The following is a 19,712-nucleotide window of genomic DNA, read 5'->3' on the forward strand; positions in this document are numbered from 1 at the left end:
ACTTATTACCGGAAATCTTATTGAGAGTATATTGGGGGGTGTCCCCTATTTAAGAAGATAATATGATTTTTGAAATTTATCAATACCTTTGGTTAACAAAATCACAAAATTGTTACTGTTAATATATCTGATCCTGAAAATGATGGAATAATATCATCGGTAAAAGTCTTGAAGTTGGACGGAAGCATAATTTGGAAAAATGAGAAAGACCTCCAAGTAAAAATACCAATTAAAAGTTTTCCAAGAGACAATTACATTATAGATATTTACGTTAAAGATATTTACGACGCAGAAAGAACCGTTCAAAAAATGGTAAACATAATAAATCGACCACCGACAGTTCAAATAGTACAACCATTTCAGAACGAAGTAGTGCCAACGTACTTTATTTTACGTTGGAATGGCATAGACAACGATCCTAATGACAGACTTAAATATAAAGTTTCAATTTTAAAAGGTTCAAACACTATACTAACTTCTGAAACAACAACCACAGAATTCGTAGTAAGCGGTTTAGAATACAACGCACAATATAAAGCATCAGTTACCGCTTACGACCTTTCAAACGCATCTTCAACGGCTGAAGTTAATTTCAAAACTAACTCAAAGCCAAGATATTCGTATGTAATCTCAAAGAGCTTTGATGGAAAATCAATAATTAATATATCAAGCACTATAAACCTGCCAACTATAAAGCTTGAGGGATTTTTCGTAAATTCAGATGATTCAGAACTTGTAGATTTAGATGTCGTAGAAGACTATATTTATACTGTTGGTGGCACAAGCCTTTATGTTATAGACGCATCAGACAAAAGTCAACCAAAGCTAATTAAAAAAATAGACCTTGGAACAACATTAACATCAATAAAAATTTACAAACATTATGCAATTATAGGTGAAGGTACTCGTGGATTAACTGTTGTGGATTTAAAAGATCCCGCGAATCCAATAGTTGCAAGCAAAGAGTTCGGAAAAATAATAAAGAGATTACAAGTTCCAGTATCTACGTACTCAAAATTTGGAACAAAAACAAACTCAAAAGTAGATATTACCCAAGGTAAGATAAGCTCCATAAAACTTTCAGGCACAAATGCATATTTGGCTGTCAGTAATTACGGACTATTAAAGCTTAACTTAGTCAATATACCAAATATTACCATCAATGATGTAATTATTCTTTATCAAGGGCAGGTAAACGATTTAGATATAGGTCAATTTAATTCGAAATTTGTTATTGCATTTTCAGATTATAAGAGCGTAAAATATGTAAACCTTTCAGATGCAGAAAATGCCCCCAATGAGCTTCCATCATCTTCCGTAACAAATTTAGCCAACAATCTATTTGATACAGAAGTTAAAGGCGTAAAGTTGTCAAACAACAATTTATACGCATTCACAATCGACAGAATTAGAAAATGGATAAACGATTCCATATCATCTGAGGTTGCATTTGAGCTTGGAGCTAAATTTACAGATATGTTATTTATAAAAGAAGACGATAGTAACAATCATGCGATTGTTCTCGATAGTGGTAAAGGGCTTACAACTTACTTAAACGATTCGAAAAATGAACCAAATAAGTTATACAAAGCTTTTGATATAAAATATCTAAACAACTTTGTTTTTGCAGTCGGTGATGGATTCCATTGTAATGGTTTATATGTTTTAGATGTAAGAGATCCACTTGAACCGACAATTAGAAGATGGGATACCGGTCAATTTTTGAACAAAATCGATGTGAAAATGAAAGCTGTACCAAAAAGTAACTCAACAAGAGTAGCAAAAATAGTCGTTGCAAATACTGAATCAAAAATCGCAAAATTGTATGATTTTGATTATACAACTTTGAATTTATCTACGGCAACTCCTTTGAACCTATCCGAATTCAACTATATATATGATGTTGCGATAGACGCGCAAGGAAGAGCTTACGTTTTGGGAAATAAGAGTTCAGGAAACGTTGTAGAAATTTTTAGCTATGATGGTAATTCACTAGGAGTATCGGTAACGCTTCCAGCAACAATAAGTCAAAATATACCATATTTCTCATCAATTGAGGAAAACGTTGAACCAAAATCGTTGCAAGTTGTCGTTGATTACATATCTGAATCTCAAAAACCATCTCATGTTATTGTATCATGTGGCCAAGCTGGGATAGTTAGATATACTTTACTTACGGATAATGCTGGAAATATTCTTGGATTCAATGACAATGATGAGAGAAAAATCCCAACACCATATTACATCATTACAGAAAGTCAAAACGGATACACACTTAAGAAGTACAATCCTGGAAACGACTTGGCAATAGCTGTAGATAAATACTTCGATAGAATTTTTGTCGCTGATGGTGATTTCAACGGTATATGGATACTTGATAGAAACGGTGTCACGCTTACAGAAAAAGATGATGATAATTTGACAAAAACACCTGTTTTCGAAGGTGCACCTGCACGGAATATATCCTGGTACGGAGAAAAAATCTTTGTATCTGGTGGTGGATTTGGAATAAAGATATTATCTTCAAGCGGTGAGAAAATAACTGACATAGATTTCAAAGGTTTAACTTACGCATTTCATACGGAAGCTGATAACAGACAAATGGTTGTAGGAACAGATAACGGAATATTACTTTACGATATTAATAATTTGCCAGAAGTAAAGCCAATTTCAACACTTAACTTACCAATGTATAAGATTTTAGGAAGATAAAGTATAAAGTCTAACATAAAGTCCCCAAAAGGGGACTTTACGTTATTTAGTGTTAGTGCTATAATGTATTAGAAAAATTTCACAACTTTTAAAAGAAGGTAAGAGGTGATGAATTAAATGATAAAAGCGGTTAATTTAACAAAAAAGTTTGGTGATTTTACAGCTGTCGATAGTATCAACCTAAATGTAAAAAAAGGAGAGATATTTGGATTTCTTGGACCAAACGGCGCGGGTAAGACAACCACGATAAAAATGTTAACTGGTGCACTGAAACCTACGTTTGGTATGGTTGAAATCCTTGGTATGGATATGAAAAACAAAGAAATAGAAATAAAGCGAAGGATAGGCGTTGTTCCAGATGAACCTAAAATATACGAACACCTTAGAGGATACGAATTCCTTGAATTTATTATTTCTATCTATAAGTTGGATAAAAAAACTGTTAAATCACGCATAGATGACCTTTGCAATGTTTTTGGTGTGGATTATCTTGACAAATTTGCTGGCGAAATGTCACACGGTATGAAGCAAAAACTAATGCTCATATCTGTTTTGATGAGAAAACCGGAAGTGCTCTTCCTAGATGAACCAACAGTCGGGTTAGATGCCAAAAGTGCAAAAATTTTAAAAGAACTTCTTAAGAAATATGCAGAAGAAGGTACTACTGTATTTATGACCACACACATACTCGAAATAGCAGAAAAGATGTGCGATAGAATAGCGATAATAAATAAAGGACAAATCATCGCTGAAGCAAGTGTCACTGAACTTAAAGAAAAATATGGTCAATCACTTGAAGATATATTCCTTAATTTAACCGCTTCAGAGGATATAAAAGAACTTGTTGAAGAATTGTGATTTTAATAAACCAACAAGCATAACAAAGGCAGGTGTCTTAAAATGAATGAATTATCGATACTGTTTAAATACATTGGTCTTTCACCAACAACAATGCAAACAGCTCAACAAACGAAAAGAAAAAAAGCAAAAATCGGAAATACCAATTACGCCTTAAGATATATTTCAACAATGATTATCGGTATTTTACCGATGTTTTTATTCATACTTTACTCAAATAAAAGTATCTATTCGAAACTTTACGAAGCTTTGAAGTTTTATCCACAATTCGAAGAGATTGGTATTATGTTTTACATGATGAATATAACAATGTTTTCCATATTTTACATTGTTGGGTTTATAGGAACTGGAATGTATGCATTCTCAAGGACAGATGAGTTGGAACTGCTCTTAACAATGCCTATTAAAAGAAGAATATTAACAATTTACAATCTCATCGTTTCCCTTTCAAGTCAACTCTTCACAATTGCCTTCTTTTTAGGTGCAACTCTTGGATTCATGTTTGGTTGGAAGAACGTATCTTACACTTTTCTATTAAAAACCTTATTGCAATTATGTTTTATCACTTCGATTTCTGCACTTTTTTCGATATTGAGTGGTGGTATTAATTCGAAGAGTATCGTAAGGAAAATAAACGTAATTATAGTTTTACTACTTGTGTTTATATATTTTGGATTTTCTTACCTTCAAGATATTGATGTTACAAAAATTGCAGGGAATGAGAATATTATTAGGTGGTTTGCTTTTACTACTTCCAAATACAATGTTTTAACTTGGGCTTATTCAAGTGATAAATTATTGATCTCAATTATTATCGCTATATCAATTGTTGCTTCTATTCTATTTTGGTACTTAGCTGATAAGGTAATATACGAAGAAACTCGCACAAAAACTAAGAAAAAAGAAGAAGTAAAACTCTCAAATAATCCTTCGTATGCTTCAAAATTCGGTCCGTTTTTCTGGAAAGATTTAAAAGCATTGCAGAGAAACGAACAATTTATATTTCTCATATTTTATCCCGTCGCATTTGGTTTATTCATGATGTTTGTATCCAATTCTGTTATTAGTTCAAGTGTGCCGTTTCTCGCTATCGCTGTTTTGTATTGTGCTATGGAATCTGGGTTATTAACTATGAACGAATTTAAATACTCAGAAATAGCTAAAATATTACCATCTAAAAAATCATCTATAATAATTCCAAAATTAGTTATACCCGTATCAATGAACTTTCTTTTGCTCATTTTAATAAATTTAGTGGCGCTGTTAACCAACAGATATTCCAAGGAAGCTTTTATTTTCTTACCACTTGCGCTTTTGCTTTTCCTACTCAGTGCACTTATAGGGGCGTATTACAGTATAACAAAGCCTGGAAGACAAAAAAATCAACCATTTACAACCGTAACCACATTCATAATCGAAGGAATAACATTAGGATTAGCCTTTGGTATGCTCTTCCCAATAAGCTATCTATCAGCTGGTCCCAAGTCAAAAGGTTGGACTATAATCTTATCCTGGACATCATTGATAATTTCAATTGTGCTTTCCGTAATTCTTGCAATCGTTTACTATAAAAAGTTGAAAAAAACAATAATTAATATGAACGATTAAAAGTTATATAATCAAAAAAAGCCCACCTAATCGGCGGGCTTTTTTAAATTGTTAGATTATTTTTTAGTAAGTCAAATTCAATTTTGTCGTAGCATTTGTTTTACCGTGGTCAAATGTTGTTCGTGTAGCTTCAGTCGCATTGAAACTTACATCTGTCCCTTCATAAGTAAATGTTAAGTTATTCCAAACAACTACTGTGTATTCGCCTGGCTTATGTTTACCAAGGTAGAAGTTCCCTTCCCTCCTAACCGGTATCATCTTTAGAACAAGAGGAGTTGCTGTAGTATCTGTTCCATTGTACAATCCTATCAAAAGTGGTTCAGTTGGAGCCGTGCCATTGTGTGTTATACGACCTTCTATCGCCCATAAATCTTTCAAAGCGCCTCTCCATCTGTAAGCAATGCGTGGGACAAGCATATATGAATCTGTTCCAGTCTTTATAATACTTCTTGTCCAATCAATGCTTAGAGCAATCTCACCATCTTCATTGATTGTCCAGTTCATATTTTTTAGAACAATCTTAGCCTTTCCCGAAGGAATTGTCACAGGATAACTTTGGTCATTTATTGTAACTGTAGCCTGAGTTACCTCAAATGCTAAGGCTACAATAACTGCACCTTTAGGTATATCGAATGTCAACCAACTGATATCGGTTGAGTCTAATGACACTAAATCAATTACTTGATCAACTGAAGTTGGAGTTGCCCATTTTCCTTCGCCAGGACCTGTAGAATATTTGTAAGAGAACTTAGAGACCTTAACTTCTAATTTCTGAATATCTTTGATCCAAGGTGCCTCATTTCTGAAAATTCCCAGAGTGCTTACATCTGAATATTCTTGCGGTTTTGTGGTATCACCTTCGCCTTCCGTACCAGATGTTAGCACAACTGAAACCTTTGCTTTTGAAGAGAGCATTTCAGAAATCTGTGTACAGCTGAACATAACAACTAAAACCAACACAACAGCAAAAATCAATAAAACCTTTTTCATAGCCAATCCCTCCTTTCGAAGTAATAAAGTACACTTTTATATTACAAAAAAACCTTAAAAAAACCTTAGAAAAATTCGTATTTAAATTTTGAAATTCTAAGGATTTATTAAGCTTTAAGGAATACAATTAATATTGGAAATCATAAATAAATTATAAATTCAACAATGTTAAATGAATGACCCTATCCCCTCCCCCCGTAAGTATCAAATCCCCCGGAAAGGGGGATTTGATTTTTTTATTTTTCTTCCATTTCAAGCATTTTAATTGCTTTCCTAATATATTCGTTTTTCATAACTATATCCCATATCAATCCACTTAGGTAATTTTCAATCATCAACAATTCAATACCTTTATCTATACCTATGTAAACCTCAGATGTCCAATCCTTATCCAAGTTATAAGCATCTTTGAATCCGTACTTTCCCCATAGTTGTGGTACTTTTTCATAGTAATATCTTACCGTTTCTTCAACAATCTCCGGTACAAAAACTATGGAACCTAGTGCTCCACATGGCGGTACAGTACCATCAACATAATGCTGTGTATTATTGTTTGCAGATGGTGGTGCCCCAAAATCTCCTCTGTAACCACTTGGCGAATCACATGCGGTCAATCCCCAAGAGTACTCGTGCAAAGTTTTATACTTATCATGCATATCTTTGCAATATTCCCAGTTTGCCAAAGAAGCTTTCACAGAATTTTCAAACCAATTAACACCGGATTTGTCGGTAATTTTCCTAAAATCTATCCATGCATGTGAAAATTGGTATGTGAACAACGAACCTGTGTATGTGTATATCAGTTCGTAATCTTTATACCTTCCAATATCTCTTTGGAACGCCCAATAAACGGAAGGCTCTAATGGATACGTCGGTGACGCAACTCCGAGGAAGTACATCATCAACTGCTCTGCATATTTATCCCAATGCCCCCAAAAACCTCGTTCGTAACTGTATCCCATGTAAAATTGATTATTTTCCTTATCTAAATACCACGGAAAATTTACCCTTGAATATATCTGTTCAAATAAATCCTTAACCTCTCCGCCAAAATATTCACCTACAGTTAATGCTCCCATTAAAAATAATGCCGTATCAATAACAGAAACTTCCGATTGCCATGTACGTTTACCGTCTTTCATATTCACAAAATGGATGAAAAATCCTTCTTTTTGCTCAACGTTATTGAGAAAAGTTTCAAGTGTTCTCTTGGCTCTTTCTCTTCCTTCAGCTTTTGTAATCCAGCCATGTTCTATACCAATCGGTATACCACTAAGACCAAAACCCACTGAAGCTATACTCGCCACAGCTTTTTCTCGCGTATTATCAAGAATTAGTCCATAACTTTTATCAAATATTTTCCTCTGTCGCATATTTTATAATTTTTTTATAATTTTTAATTTTCTAAGGTTTTATTAAGCTTTGAGATGTATAATTAATTTGAATTTGAAAAACAGAAGGAGGTGAAATTTATGTGGAGAGGTTTTTGCCACGGATTTTACGGAATAGGACCAAGTTTTTGGGGTGGTACGTGGCTCTTATGGCTGAAACCGATAATTTCGTTTGCACTATTTTTGCTTGCAGTTTATATAGTCTACAAACTATTCTTCGCTAAATTTTTGGTTTTCCAACAAAAAGACAAGCATCTTGATATTTTAAACGAAAGATTAGCAAAAGGTGAGATAACAGAAGAAGAATATAGAAAGCTAAGAAGTTTAATTGAAGGAAAGTGAGTAATAATATAAAAACCCCCTAAATGGTTTATTAAAGACATTTAGGGGTTTTTTTATTTTAATTCATCGTACTTCAAAAGTTTCAGTTTTAACGTTAAAAAGATAATTAAAACAATCGTAAATAGCGCCGAGATTATTTCAAATTTTATGTAAATCATTCCTAAGAAACAAAATGCAGAGCTTATTAAAGCCATAGCTGTGAAAGTTTTTCTTTTGCTATTTAATCTGCGGTATAATTTATCGTAAATATGGTCGCGGTCTCCGTAAAATGGTGATTTACCTGTCAATATTCTTCTAATCATACTTGTAAATGTGTCTAAGAAGAATGGAGTCAAAATTATCAAAGCAGCTACAGTGTGGGATAAACTTTTTGAAAAGGAGGATATTACCGACACTCCCAAAATTGCACCTATCGTGTAACTCCCCATGTCACCCATAAAAATTTTCGCAGGTGGGAAGTTGTATATCAGATAAGCTAATAATGCCCCCATCAAGGATATTAAATAGAATTTATCGTATGGGAACATAACAGTCCAAATAAGCCCAAAAGCCGCGATAGCAGAAGTTATTGCACAAATTCCATCCATGCCATCCATCATATTTACCGAGTTAATTAAAAATGCGTAAAAAAACGTGGCTACAAATATTTCAACAGGGCTTGTCAAAAATCTTGTCGAGACTAAAAATCCTATAAGAAATTCTACAATTAACCTTATCCAAGGATTTGTTGATTTGATATCATCGTACAATCCCATTAAACTTAATACCGTAATGTACAATTTCCTAAACAAGCTGTATGGCGTAAATATCAAGAAAGAAAGAACAAAAGCTACCCCACCTAAGTATGGGGTAGCTTTTTCGTGGGTTTTCAATTTATAATCAGGTTTATCGACGATATTCAATTTAAAGGCTATTTTTATTAAAAAAGGAATAATGATAAGTGTGAATATAAAAGAAGCTAAGAAAGTATAAAGCATTGAAATCATTGATTTATTTCACCATCCTAATTATATTATAAATTTCAAATCCAATGCTATTATAAATCGAAATTTACCTAAAATCAATAATATCCAAGCCCGGTCATTTTGTCTATATTCAATTTTTTCACAAGTTCCTGAGATGAAATACCTTCTTCTTTGGCTAACATTTCTATCGTCTTTTCTATATCCCAATTTGTTTGTACTATTTCCTCGGCGACTTTTTCATACCCAAAATAATTTATCAGTGGGGTTAAATTTGCAGTTGACTTTTTGAGATGTTCTTTACACTTTTCTTCCTTAACTTTTATTTGCGCTATATAATCACTTAAAGAATTACAAGCTTTTGATAAAAATTGCATGGATTTAAGTGTATAGTGAACTATCAATGGAGCAAATTGATTCAACTGCAAATTCCCCTGAGCTGTGGCGTGAGAAATCGCTTCGTCATATCCAAATACCGCAAGAACAAGCTGCATAACGTACTCTGGAATAACTGGATTGACTTTTCCTGGCATTATAGAACTCCCAACTTGTACTTTTGGAAGTTCAAACTCACCTATGGCCGCATTAGGTCCGCTCCCAAGAAGCCTTATATCATTGGATATTTTGAATAGATTAACTCCTAGTGCCTTTATCAATCCATGGATTTCAACAAACACATCGAGGTTTTGAGTTGCATCTATTAGATTTTCTGATTTAGCAATTTTGACGTTTGTAACTTGTCTCAACACATCAACTATTTTCAACACGTATTCTTTTGGCGCGCCTATTCCAGTACCAATCGCCGTTCCACCTATGTTTACACTTCTAATCCGCTCTTCAACTTTGTTTAACCTCCATCTATCGCGTGCAAGTGCGTCTGCCCATGCACCAAATTGTTGTCCCATAAGTATAGGGACACCATCCATCAACTGAGTTCGAGCGATTGTTCTTATAGAATAAAATTCTTTCTCTTTTTCTTGTATCTTCTCTTGTAATTTTATAACTGCCTCCACTAATTCTCTTAATCTGACGATTACAGCTATCTTTCCAGCTGTGACAAATGTGTCATTCGTCGATTGGTGTAAGTTTACATGATTGTATGGATTAACAATGTATTCACCTTTCTTACCACCCAATAATTCCGTAGCTCTGTTAGCTATAACCTCGTTTACGTTTAGGTTTACCGATGTACCAGCACCACCTGATAGTGGATCGACAACGATATAACTTTTCAATTTTTCCCATTCATCGCATGCTTTTTGTATAGCTTGAGCAATCTGATTATCCAAATATCCTAGCTGGCTATTTAAAATCGCTGCCGATTTTTTTATCATAAAATATGCCCAAATGAATTTATCATCTAAAATTTCACCTGTAGAAGGGAATAATTCCAAAGCTCTTTGAGTGGTAACACCATAATAAGCATCTTCAGGTATAAGGCATTCACCTAAATAATCTTTCTCTGTTCTACAATTCATTATCACATCACCCTCATTACTTTTCAACGACAATTCCCAGTGGCTTTAAAACCCTTTCAAGCACCCCATGCATGTAAGATATTACAATTCCATAATTTGTCATAGGTATACCAAGTCTTTTGAACATCCGCACTCTTCTCATAATTTGATTTCGTGTATTGACACATCCACCACAGTGTATAACAAGCTTCGCATCTGCTACTTCTTCGTATTCTGGCATATCAACACCGGCCCAGACTTTGAAATTTAAATTAGCTCCTGTATGGTTGACAAGCCATCTTGGGATTTTTACTCTACCTATATCTTCCGTAAGTGGTCTGTGTGTGCATCCTTCCATTATAATAACAGTATCTCCATCTTTTAGTTCTTCTATTTTATAAACACTTTCAACGAAATACTCTATATCACCACGGTAACGAGACTCTAAAATAGAAAATGTTGTGAGGTAAACATCTTCCGGCGCATCAGAATCCACTTTCATCACAGCTTGAGAGTCGGTTATAACCAACTTAGGCTTTTCGTTTAGTTTTTCAAGAGTATACCTAAGTTCTCTCTCTTTAGCAACTATCGCAACTGCTTCCCTATCAAGTACTTCCCTTATCGCATGAACTTGAGGCATTATTAATCTTCCCTTTGGTGCACCTAAATCGATAGGGACAACAAGTACAACTAGGTCACCACCTTCGATAAAATCTGGAATAAATGGTATTTCTTCATCGCTTGGAATTATACTATTCAGTGTCTTACCTATCTCCTCAAATCCTTGACGATTCAAAGAGCTTACAACAAACACTGGAACAGAAAATATTCTTTCGTACTCTTTCGCTATCTCATTTGCTTTTTCACCAAGTATATCAGATTTATTCACCACAACGATGAATGGTATTTCCAATTCATCAAAGAGTTTTTTAATTTTCATCTCATATTCACGGGGAAAATCATCAACTACTAAAATTCCTGCATCTGATTTATAAAATGCTTTTATAGCCTTTTCAACACGTTTCTCACCAAGTTCACCAACATCGTCAAGTCCAGGTGTATCGATTAAAGTCACAGGACCAAGTGGATATAATTCCATAGCTTTGTGAACTGGGTCCGTAGTCGTACCAGGGGTATCACTGACGATGGAGATTTCCTGTCCAGTTAATGCATTCATAAATGAAGATTTTCCAACGTTTCTTCGCCCAACAATGGAGATATGTTTTCTAAAACCGCTTGTAGGTAACATTTTGTGCCTCCTTACAAAATTATTATGTAAAATTATAAATCACTTACCAGTGAAAAAGAAATTTTCATCTGGTACTTTTGGCATTCCATCTGGGTAAAGTTCATTGAGATTTTTCAAGTAAGTAAGTACCTCATCTTTGCAATCTTTTGCTGGTACGTAATTGTATTGACTTCTGCTGAGAGATGTTTTTAATACGTTTACAGGTATGCCCAATTGCTTACTTGTTATTTCAACGGCTTTATCAACGTTATTGTATGACCAATTCAAACTTGCAATAAACGATTTTTCAAACAATTTGACAGTGTTTGAATAATCCTGTAGTTTGCCTGTAACAAATATACCTGTGATTGGTATTCCATATTTTGTTCCACTCGCTTTATTCCACTCATCTTGCAAGTCTAATATTATCTTACCTTTTGAAAGTACCATTGTCACAAATGGTTCTGGAATAGCTGCGACTTTGACTTTACCACTGTTAAACAAAGAAACTATCTCCTGAGGTTGAGCGTAGGCAAATGTCACATCTTTGTCTGGTTCAAGCCCATTCTTTACAAGTAAGTATCTCATAACAACATCCGCTGTTTGACCTCTACCGTGTGCAGTGTAAATTTTTTCACCATTCAAGCTCTGGTATCCTTTAAATTCGAAATCAGGTGATGCTACAACATAGAAAAGTCTCCAGCTGTAAACACCAACAAGTCTGACATCAATTCCCTTTGTATACAAATTTGCCGCGAAAGTCACAGGTAAAGCTGCAAAATTAACCTTCTTCGAAACTATGTAAGCTGTCGCTTCATCCAATGTCTTCCAAAATTTCATATCGAGTGATATATCTGTCTTAACTTCTTTGCCTATTAATCCAGCAACGGGAAAAATAGTTGGACCAAATGGATTAATAAAACTTACCGCATAAATCCAAACCGATAAAAATAAAATACCAACCAATAATACTTTTTTCATACCGCACTCCACCTCCTAATGACTTCAGAAAGTATCTTTGATTCAATCTTTTGAAAAGTTTCGTCACTTATTGTTTTTGGCACACTAGCTGTGATGAACTCCCCAATTATGGTACTAGGTTTATCACTTAAAAGAATAATCTTATCAGCTAAAAGCAAAGCCTCTTTGATGTCGTGCGTAACAATTATCATTGAATATCTTTTCTCCTCACGCCTTTTATTCAAATCGTTTATTATATCTATCTTCGTGTGGATATCTAACGACGCAAACGGCTCATCCAAGAAAAGAATTTCCGGTTCTGTCACCAACGCCCTTGCAAGGTTAACCCTTTGCCTCATACCACCACTTAATTTGGCCGGAAGATAACCTGCATACTTGTCTACTTTCATCACTTTAAGAACATCCATTATCTTTTCCTCATCCTCACAAACAAATTTCAAATTTTCAAGTATACTCTTCCATGGTATCAACCTTGGTTCTTGAAAGACGTATCCTATCTTCGAATATTTTCTTTCAATCTTACCTTCGTAATCCTTTTCCAAATTAGCAATAATCCTTATCATAGTTGTTTTACCACAGCCAGAAGGTCCAAGAAATGCTATTGACATATTTCTTTGAAGGTTAAAAGATATATTTTCTAATACCTTTAACTTTTCAAACGATTTACTCAAATTTTCAACACTCAAAATCACATCTAATTCATCTCTTATTTCTTGCACATCATCACCCCAAACCAAAATATCAAGCTATGTTCACGCTATACTCCATTTTTGAATAGCTTTCTTTGTGACTACGTTAACAAAGTTTTCAACAAATAGCCCTATTGTAATTATTATCATCGTGTAAGCGTAAACTTTTTCAACAGAAACAGACTGCCTTGCCCAAGCGATAAGCACACCTATGCCCTTATCACCGCACATGTATTCCGAAACAACGACAACCTTCCAAACATTTCCGATAACAACTTGAATTGTACTTACGAATTGTGGCAATATAGACCCAAGGTATATATCTTTCACAACTTTAGACCTTTTAACATTGTACACCTGAGCCATTTCGATTAAGCGTTTATCCGTTGTTTGTATACCTATAGCTGTGGATAGTATCGCGTGAGGAAGTAAAGATAGGAAACTAACAACTACCGGACCTGTCCATCCAATTCCCCATATGAACATAACCAAAGCAAGCCAAGTTATTATCGGGAAAGCTTGGATAAAAAGAACAAATGGTCTGAAGATTTCATACAAAGTCTCGTTAAGCCCAATAATAAATCCAATAAAAACACCAAATAAAACTGTTAGAAAAAGCACGACAATAACCTTTAAAAGCGTGTAAAATAGGCTGTTCCAAAGTATATCTTTTGAGAGTTCTTGCAACATCGTTCTTAAAATCACTAATGGATCAGGGAGTATAAGTTGTGAATTAATAAAATACGAAGCTATTGTCCAAATAAGAAATATAACAACTATACCTATTAAGTAATTTATTCTTTTCTGCATTTATAATCACTCCAAATTTTTTGTTTCGTTTAATATTAATTATACTACATCTATTTCATTTTATCTCACATTAATTAAACTTAGTGAAAAACTTGACAATGTATAGAAAAATTTAGTATAATTTAATTGATTTACTCTATTTCAACCTTTTGAAAGGGGGATGGACTATGGCGAAAGATATTACAGTAAGAACAGTTATGGCTATTTTAGTTGACAAACGCGAACAAGCCGCAGTGGAAGTTCAAAAACTTTTGACAGAGTACGGTTGTTACATCAAAACGCGTCTTGGATTACACGAAGGTGCAGGTCAGTATTGCTCACCAGTTGGACTTATCATATTAGAACTCGTAGACGATGAGTCAAAACACGAAGAACTCTGCCAAAAACTAAACAGTATCGATGGAGTACAAGCAAAATACATGAAATTAGAAGTTTAACTTTATCTCGAAAGCTCAAAAAATTTAAAAGGTTTATAACAGCTGTTGGTGTTAATCACCAACAGCTGTTATTTTATATTCTTCAATATTTATTTTTCTTCTGTATCCGTAACCTTCTCCAACGACAAGTCCCACACCTTTAATCATCGCTTTTGTACACTCAACGCAGGCGGTATCTTTTTCAAATAAGCAGATTTTACCGGGATATAGAGAGTAATTTGGTCTGTAGGGATTCGGTGTTAAATTCGGCATAATTACATTCGCTCCACACTTTAATCCCATTTGCCTGCCAAACGGGTCTATAGAACCCAACGCTGTTGTAGCTGGTATATTTGCTGTTGGTACCACAATTCGTGCAAGTGCCACCATTTTTAAAGTGTCTTTTAATGTCCCTCCACCTTGATTCGCAAGAGGTGTATCTGGATTTGGTATAAACGGTCCAATACCTATCATATCCGCATCCAATTCTTTGAGAAAAGCCAAATCTAAAGCCATATCGTAAGGTGTTTGACCGGGAAGCCCAACCATACAGCCTGCTCCCGTTTCATACCCGAGTCTTTTCAACTCAAATAGGTGTGCTTTTCTATTCTCGAAAGAATCACCTGGATGGAGTTTTGCGTACAATTCTGGTGAAGCGGTCTCATGACGCATAAGGTATCTATCAGCACCAAGTTCCTTCCAAATTTTGTACTCTTCAAAATCTCTTTCCCCTATGCTCAAAGTTATAGCTACATCGAGCTTTTTTATCTCAGTAATAAGGTAACTTATCCTTTCCGTTGTATAGTAAGGGTCCTCTCCAGACTGCAACACTATTGTCTTTATACCAAGTTTGGCAATCAACCTTGCTCTTTCTAAAATTTCTTCCTCCGTCATTCTATACCTATTTAAATTTCTATTCTCAGCTCTCAGACCACAGTAAAGACAATGCTGTGAACAGTAATTTGAAAATTCAATAATAGCTCTCAGATGTACTTCTGTACCTACGTATTTTCTTCTTACCTCATCAGCTACTTTAAATATCTCTTCGTTATGTTCATCTGTACTCAAGAGATAAGTTAGATAATCCAAATCAACATTTTGTATCTTTTTTATTTCTATCATTTACAATCACCTACTTTTAAATACTTAACGATGAAATCTATTATCAACTCGCTTTCCTCGGAATTATTTAATTGCCTTTCAGCAAAAACCACGTATTTATCATCTTCGTAAACTTGATATGCTTCACTGTAACTTTCTTCACCTGCTCGAGCTACGCAGGACAACCTTCGACCTATTTTTTCACATATCCACACCTTTGTGTTAAGTACTTTAGCAACATCTTCAAGATACTTACTAAGTGTTCTAAAATCTGACATCTCTCTCACCACTATCGATTCTTTGGAGGTATTTCTCAACTAAATCCCTATTGTTAACTCTTTCAAGCTCGGTCTTTATGAGTTCATAACCCAATCTTTTTGTCTCTTCTGAAGCGTAATCGTTTAAATATTCTCTCAACGTGAAAAGAGCGTTAGGCGTGCAGAACCTTTTAACAAAACCAGGGATTGCGAATTCCATAAAGTGCTCTCCAGTTCTTCCCATTCTGTAACACGCTGTACAGAACGAAGGAATATATCCCTCTTTGAGAAGATCGTAAATAACCTCTTCAAGAGTTCGGTTATCACCTAAAATGAATTGACTTTTCTTAACTTTTTCCGGATCTTCTTGAGAGTACGAACCTATACCTATGCTTGATCCACCATCTATCTGAGACACACCCATTTTCAGTACTTCTTTTCTCAATTCCGCCGGTTCCCTTGCGGTAAGAATCATACCTGTGTATGGAACGGCAAGTCTAATTATTGCAACCAACTTTTTGAAATTCTCGTCACTAACTCTGTGTGGTGGATTATACGATATCTCACTACCAACTGCTGGTTCTATCCTTGGGAAAGATATTGTGTGAGGACCCACACCGAATCTTTCCTCGAGGTGTATCGTATGGTAAATAAGTCCCATAACTTCATACTTCCAATCGTACAATCCAAATAAAGCTCCAATACCAACATCATCTATACCAGCTAACATAGCTCTATCAAGCCCATACAATCGCCAAGCGTAATTTGATTTTGGACCACGTGGGTGTAATTTCTTATAAGTTGGCTGATGATAAGTTTCTTGGAATATCTGGAATGTACCTATTCCCGCTTCTTTTATGATTTTGTACCCTTCAACAGTCTGTGGTGCAGCATTGACATTTACCCTTCTTATTTCACCGTTTCCGACTTTAGTATCATATATTATCCTTATAGTTTCGGCTATAAACTCTGGGCTGTAACGAGGATGCTCACCATAGACAACTATCAACCTCTTATGCCCTTTAGACACCAAAGCTTTAACTTCATTCCTCAATTCATCAAAAGTCAGAGTTTTGCGGTACACCTCTGGATTTGACGTACGGAAGCCGCAGTAAACACAATCATTAACACAATCATTTCCAATGTACAAAGGTGCGAATAAAACTATCCTGTTACCGTATATCCTTTCTTTTAAAGTCCTTGCAGCATGAAAAATCTCTTCAAGCAAGTCTTTGTCTTCAACGTTTAGTAAAGTTGCCACTTCTTCTGGATCTAAGCGATTCTTATTCAAAGATTTCTCAAGGATTTCTCTAACTCTAACAGGATCTGGATTTTTTGTTGTTTCGAGTAACTCGAATATTTCATCTTCTGGGATGAACGTCTTTTCACTTTTCAATTCTTTCGTGAACACAAACATACTAAACACCTCCAATATACAAGATAATTTAATTAACGGCTATACTTTTAACCTTTACACCCTTTATATTTCCTATCTTTCCAGTAAATGCACCCACAACATCGTTCGTAGCTTTAACAATCAAAAAAACTATCGCGATATTTTCGTCTGGAACAGGATACCCAACTCGAAGTTTTATAATATCCGAATATTGATGAAGCAATTCATTTACCTTAGAATAAGCGTTGTTCCTATCGATTACAATGATGTCCACTGTGTAATACCTTTCATTTTGTTCATTTTTTTCAACCATTCCAAAAACCTCCCCATAGTGTATTTACACAATATGAAAAAAGCCTCTTTCCTTTGCATCGAGGAAAGAGGCTGATTGAAGAGCAAAAAACAGAATGATATTTTTTTCACAAATAAATTCTATCCAATCACTCCTCTTTCCTCGATGTCAGATACAACTCCTCCATCTCAGAAAGAACATACCACTTTGAGAAATTATTCACTTGTCAATAAAATTTTATCACAAGAGAATAAAATAACATACATTAGAATTTGTACAATTTCAGTCTTGATTGACATATATTCAAAAATATTTGTAATTTTCTCTGTCAATCTCTTTCTTACGTGGTAAAAAATAAAAAAGTTCGGCAGTGTTGAACCACTGCCGAACTGATTTACCATCTTATTAGTTTACTTTTTCTTGTTGCTTTTGCGCTTTTCTCACGGCTCTTGACCTATCGGTGTAATGAGTATGCAATAAGTGGTGAGCCTTGTGGCTGTTTGGTTTTTCGAGGAATTCTTCGTAAAGTTTTATTATATCTGGGTTTTCATGTGACCTTCTAAGTACACTAAGCTCATCGATAGAGTAAATAGCAGCTGCTCTTTTCTTAAGTATATCTGGGTCAAGGTTCTTTGGCTGTCCGCCTCCACCTATACATCCACCGTAACACGCCATTATCTCAACAAAGTCGTAGTATCTCTTTCCTTCTTTCATTTCAGCAAGTAATCTCTTTACATTTGCCATACCGTGCGCAATGGCTACTCTTAACTTCTTACCTTTAATATCAATTTCAGCTTCTCTTACGCCATCAAGTCCCCTCACAGAATCAAATACGAGTTTTGGTAATTTTTCACCTGTGATAACTTCATATGCGGTTCTAAGTGCTGCCTCCATAACACCACCGGTAACACCAAACAATGCTCCGGCACCTGTGGATGTACCAAGTGGACTATCGTATTGTTCTTCTGGTAAGTTTACAAATGGAATTCCTTTGAGTTTTATAAGCTTGCCAAGTTCTCTTGTCGTAATAACGTAATCCGTCACTTTTATACCGTCAACAAGCTGTTGTGGTCTTGTAATTTCATCTTTCTTTGCCGTACAAGGCATAACGGAAACCATAACTATATCTTCTGGTTTTACACCTATCTTTTGTGCAAAATATGTCTTAACAACGCTACTCATCATCTGTTGTGGAGATTTTGCTGTAGAAAGATTTTCTCTTAATTCTGGCCATTCTTTTTCCATCTCATTAACCCAACCTGGACAACACGAAGTGAACATTGGGAACTTTCCACCGTTTTGCAATCTGTGGATTAGTTCGTAACCTTCCTCCATAATTGTCAAGTCTGCAGCAAAGTTTGTATCGAAAACATAATCAAATCCAAGTCTTCTAAGAGCAGCAACCATCTTTCCCGTACTAACTGTGCCTGGTTCCATCCCAAATTCTTCACCTATCGCAACACGGACAGATGGGGCTGTTTGAGCAACGTAAACTTTTCCTGGTTCCTTCTTGTTAAGTAAATTAAGCACTTTCTTCCAATCTGGAGCTTCGTAGATAGCTCCAACAGGACATAAGTAGGCACATTGTCCACAGCTTATACAATTTGTCTCATATACTGGTATACCAAACTCTGTCTCTGGAAGAGATTCATAACCTCTGTCTACCATTGAATAAATGTTCATTCCTTGTATTTCACTACAAACTCTTACACATCTTTGACATTTAATACATTTTGAAAGGTCTCTGTTTATAGACGGGCTACTAACATCAATCTCTTTATCAAGAGCAACATTAACACCGAATATAGGTTTAATATCGTACATGTGAACAAGCTTCTGGAGTTCACATCTACCATCCGCCTCACAGTACATACATTCGTGTGGATGATTTGCCATAATCAATGAAAGATTAAATTTGACTGCACTTTCTACTCTTTCTGTGTTTGTCCTTAATTTCATTCCATCTGACACTTTCGTTGTACACGCTGGTTGGAGTGTTCTTGCTCCCTCAATTTCAACAACACAGATTCTACAAGCACCAATTGGCTCAAGTTCTGGATGATGACAAAGTGTTGGAATGTAGTATCCAAGCTCTTGTGCAACTTCTAATACTGTTTTGTTTTCTGAAACTTCATAAGGCTTGTCGTTGATATAAACTGTTACCATCGGCCACCCACCTCCATAGTATAATAACACATAGTACGTCTAAAAAAATTCTACCA

Annotated in this window: 18 protein-coding genes; 5 read left to right on the plus strand and 13 right to left on the minus strand. The window is 35.1% G+C overall.

What is annotated here, in order from left to right:
- The first annotated feature begins 174 nt into the window (after positions 1 to 174).
- The 3 genes from AS161_RS06810 (at position 175) to AS161_RS06820 (ending at position 5,178) form a co-directional block, all read left to right on the plus strand.
- Positions 175 to 2,712, plus strand: a complete 2,538-nt coding sequence (locus AS161_RS06810; protein ID WP_164542244.1) for a hypothetical protein — start codon at positions 175 to 177, stop codon at positions 2,710 to 2,712.
- A 117-nt stretch (positions 2,713 to 2,829) separates the two neighbouring features.
- A complete protein-coding gene (locus tag AS161_RS06815) occupies positions 2,830 to 3,570 on the plus strand; it encodes an ABC transporter ATP-binding protein (RefSeq protein WP_011993442.1) in 741 nt (246 codons plus the stop codon).
- A gap of 42 nt (positions 3,571 to 3,612) precedes the next feature.
- Positions 3,613 to 5,178: a hypothetical protein gene (locus tag AS161_RS06820; protein ID WP_164542245.1), complete on the plus strand. Its 1,566-nt coding sequence runs from the start codon at positions 3,613 to 3,615 to the stop codon at positions 5,176 to 5,178.
- A 63-nt stretch (positions 5,179 to 5,241) separates the two neighbouring features.
- Here the strand turns inward: AS161_RS06820 and AS161_RS06825 are convergent, their stop codons facing one another.
- Both AS161_RS06825 and AS161_RS06830 read right to left on the minus strand, forming a co-directional pair.
- Positions 5,242 to 6,168, minus strand: coding sequence for a DUF4382 domain-containing protein (locus AS161_RS06825; RefSeq protein ID WP_164542246.1), 927 nt, complete (start codon positions 6,166 to 6,168; stop codon positions 5,242 to 5,244).
- Positions 6,169 to 6,404: 236 nt separating this feature from the next.
- Positions 6,405 to 7,475, minus strand: a complete 1,071-nt coding sequence (locus tag AS161_RS06830; protein ID WP_241241352.1) for a glucoamylase family protein — start codon at positions 7,473 to 7,475, stop codon at positions 6,405 to 6,407.
- Positions 7,476 to 7,640: 165 nt separating this feature from the next.
- Between AS161_RS06830 and AS161_RS06835 the strand changes: the two genes are divergently transcribed.
- Positions 7,641 to 7,901, plus strand: a complete 261-nt coding sequence (locus tag AS161_RS06835) for an SHOCT domain-containing protein (protein WP_164542248.1) — start codon at positions 7,641 to 7,643, stop codon at positions 7,899 to 7,901.
- Between the two features lie 53 nt (positions 7,902 to 7,954).
- Here AS161_RS06835 and AS161_RS06840 read toward each other — a convergent pair whose 3' ends face one another.
- The 6 genes from AS161_RS06840 to AS161_RS06865 all read right to left on the minus strand — a co-directional run bounded on the left by AS161_RS06840 (position 7,955) and on the right by AS161_RS06865 (position 14,028).
- A complete protein-coding gene (locus AS161_RS06840) occupies positions 7,955 to 8,887 on the minus strand; it encodes an MraY family glycosyltransferase (RefSeq protein ID WP_011993436.1) in 933 nt (310 codons plus the stop codon).
- A 74-nt stretch (positions 8,888 to 8,961) separates the two neighbouring features.
- On the minus strand, positions 8,962 to 10,341 hold the full coding sequence (locus AS161_RS06845; protein WP_164542249.1) for an aspartate ammonia-lyase: 1,380 nt from the start codon (positions 10,339 to 10,341) through the stop codon (positions 8,962 to 8,964).
- Between the two features lie 16 nt (positions 10,342 to 10,357).
- Positions 10,358 to 11,569, minus strand: coding sequence for a [FeFe] hydrogenase H-cluster maturation GTPase HydF (gene hydF / locus AS161_RS06850; RefSeq protein WP_164542250.1), 1,212 nt, complete (start codon positions 11,567 to 11,569; stop codon positions 10,358 to 10,360).
- A gap of 39 nt (positions 11,570 to 11,608) precedes the next feature.
- Positions 11,609 to 12,529, minus strand: a complete 921-nt coding sequence (locus AS161_RS06855; RefSeq protein WP_164542251.1) for an ABC transporter substrate-binding protein — start codon at positions 12,527 to 12,529, stop codon at positions 11,609 to 11,611.
- Positions 12,526 to 13,248 carry an ABC transporter ATP-binding protein gene (locus AS161_RS06860; RefSeq protein ID WP_206518794.1) on the minus strand — a complete coding sequence of 241 codons (723 nt, stop codon included), beginning with the start codon at positions 13,246 to 13,248 and terminating at the stop codon, positions 12,526 to 12,528. The genes AS161_RS06855 and AS161_RS06860 overlap by 4 nt, the downstream gene beginning before the upstream one ends.
- 33 nt (positions 13,249 to 13,281) lie before the next feature.
- Positions 13,282 to 14,028 (minus strand): ABC transporter permease subunit, encoded by a 747-nt coding sequence (locus tag AS161_RS06865; RefSeq protein WP_164542252.1) that lies wholly within the window; start codon positions 14,026 to 14,028, stop codon positions 13,282 to 13,284.
- 167 nt (positions 14,029 to 14,195) lie between these two features.
- Between AS161_RS06865 and AS161_RS06870 the strand changes: the two genes are divergently transcribed.
- Entirely contained in the window at positions 14,196 to 14,465 is a 270-nt protein-coding gene (locus AS161_RS06870; RefSeq protein WP_011993430.1) for a hypothetical protein, read from the plus strand.
- A gap of 51 nt (positions 14,466 to 14,516) precedes the next feature.
- On the opposite strand, the gene hydE is transcribed toward AS161_RS06870, so the two are convergent.
- From hydE to AS161_RS06895, 5 genes are all read right to left on the minus strand, one after another.
- Positions 14,517 to 15,566 carry a [FeFe] hydrogenase H-cluster radical SAM maturase HydE gene (hydE, locus tag AS161_RS06875; protein WP_011993429.1) on the minus strand — a complete coding sequence of 350 codons (1,050 nt, stop codon included), beginning with the start codon at positions 15,564 to 15,566 and terminating at the stop codon, positions 14,517 to 14,519.
- On the minus strand, positions 15,563 to 15,823 hold the full coding sequence (locus AS161_RS06880) for a hypothetical protein (RefSeq protein WP_164542253.1): 261 nt from the start codon (positions 15,821 to 15,823) through the stop codon (positions 15,563 to 15,565). The genes hydE and AS161_RS06880 overlap by 4 nt, the downstream gene beginning before the upstream one ends.
- The gene (gene hydG, locus AS161_RS06885) at positions 15,810 to 17,219 is read right to left on the minus strand and encodes a [FeFe] hydrogenase H-cluster radical SAM maturase HydG (RefSeq protein WP_164542254.1); all 1,410 of its coding nucleotides are present in this window, start codon (positions 17,217 to 17,219) and stop codon (positions 15,810 to 15,812) included. The genes AS161_RS06880 and hydG overlap by 14 nt, the downstream gene beginning before the upstream one ends.
- 28 nt (positions 17,220 to 17,247) lie before the next feature.
- Positions 17,248 to 17,511 (minus strand): TM1266 family iron-only hydrogenase system putative regulator, encoded by a 264-nt coding sequence (locus AS161_RS06890; RefSeq protein ID WP_164542255.1) that lies wholly within the window; start codon positions 17,509 to 17,511, stop codon positions 17,248 to 17,250.
- Between the two features lie 384 nt (positions 17,512 to 17,895).
- Positions 17,896 to 19,656, minus strand: a complete 1,761-nt coding sequence (locus AS161_RS06895; protein ID WP_164542256.1) for an NADH-dependent [FeFe] hydrogenase, group A6 — start codon at positions 19,654 to 19,656, stop codon at positions 17,896 to 17,898.
- Between the last annotated feature and the right edge of the window lie 56 nt (positions 19,657 to 19,712).

The organism is Fervidobacterium sp. 2310opik-2, from assembly GCF_011057735.1.
GTDB classification, from domain to species: domain Bacteria; phylum Thermotogota; class Thermotogae; order Thermotogales; family Fervidobacteriaceae; genus Fervidobacterium; species Fervidobacterium nodosum.